General features: G+C 74.2%; 1 protein-coding gene. It reads left to right on the top strand.

The window, feature by feature from the left end; translation table 11 throughout:
- Positions 1 to 2 precede the first annotated feature (2 nt).
- Positions 3 to 1,174 (top strand): chorismate synthase (gene aroC / locus K7G60_RS38555; protein WP_225805622.1); only part of this gene is annotated, 1,172 nt, incomplete at its 3' end.

Here is a 1,174-nt window from a genome sequence, read left to right as displayed (position 1 = left end):
CGTTGAGCAGGTTGCGTTGGCTGACCGCGGGCGAGTCGCACGGACCCGCGCTGGTCGCGACGCTGGAGGGTCTTCCCGCCGGCGTCCCGGTCACCACCGAGCTGGTGGCGGACCACCTCGCGCGCCGGCGCCTCGGCTACGGGCGCGGCGCCCGCATGAAGTTCGAGCGGGACGAGGTGACCTTCCTCGGCGGCGTCCGGCACGGTCTCTCGCTGGGCTCCCCGGTCGCGGTGATGGTCGGCAACACCGAGTGGCCCAAGTGGGAGAAGGTGATGTCGGCCGACCCGGTCGACCCCTCGGAGCTGAAGGAGACGGGCCGCAACGCGCCGCTGACCCGGCCGCGGCCCGGTCACGCGGACCTGGCCGGCATGCAGAAGTACGGCTTCGACGAGGCCCGGCCGGTCCTGGAGCGGGCCTCCGCGCGGGAGACCGCGGCCCGGGTGGCGCTCGGGGCGGTGGCCCGGTCGTTCCTCAAGGAGGCGGCCGGTATCGAGATCGTCAGCCACGTGGTGGAGCTGGCCGCGGCCAAGGCGCCGTACGGCGTCTACCCGACCCCCGCCGACGTCGAGAAGCTCGACGCCGACCCGGTGCGCTGCCTCGACGCCGACGCGTCGAAGGCGATGGTCGCGGAGATCGACCAGGCCCACAAGGACGGCGACACCCTCGGTGGCGTCGTGGAGGTCCTCGCCTACGGGGTGCCGGTGGGGCTGGGTTCGCACGTGCACTGGGACCGGCGGCTCGACGCCCGGCTGGCGGCCGCTCTCATGGGCATCCAGGCGATCAAGGGCGTCGAGGTCGGCGACGGCTTCGACCTCGCCCGCGTGCCCGGTTCGAAGGCGCACGACGAGATCGTGCGCACCGGGGACGGCATCAAGCGCACCTCCGGCCGCTCCGGCGGCACCGAGGGCGGGCTGACCACCGGCGAGCTGCTGCGGGTGCGGGCGGCGATGAAGCCGATCGCGACCGTGCCGCGGGCGCTGGCCACGATCGACGTGGCCACCGGTGAGGCGGCGGCGGCCCATCACCAGCGTTCCGACGTGTGCGCGGTGCCGGCCGCCGGGATCGTGGCCGAGGCGATGGTGGCGCTGGTGCTGGCGGACGCGGTGGTGGAGAAGTTCGGTGGCGACAGCGTGCCCGAGACCCGCCGCAACGTGCGGTCGTACCTCGACCACCT

The sequence above is a fragment of the Streptomyces sp. NK15101 genome, from assembly GCF_020400725.1.
Taxonomy (GTDB): Bacteria; Actinomycetota; Actinomycetes; order Streptomycetales; family Streptomycetaceae; genus Streptomyces.
The sequence above is the reverse complement of the archived record's forward strand: the minus strand, read 5'-3'. Positions and strand labels throughout refer to the sequence as shown.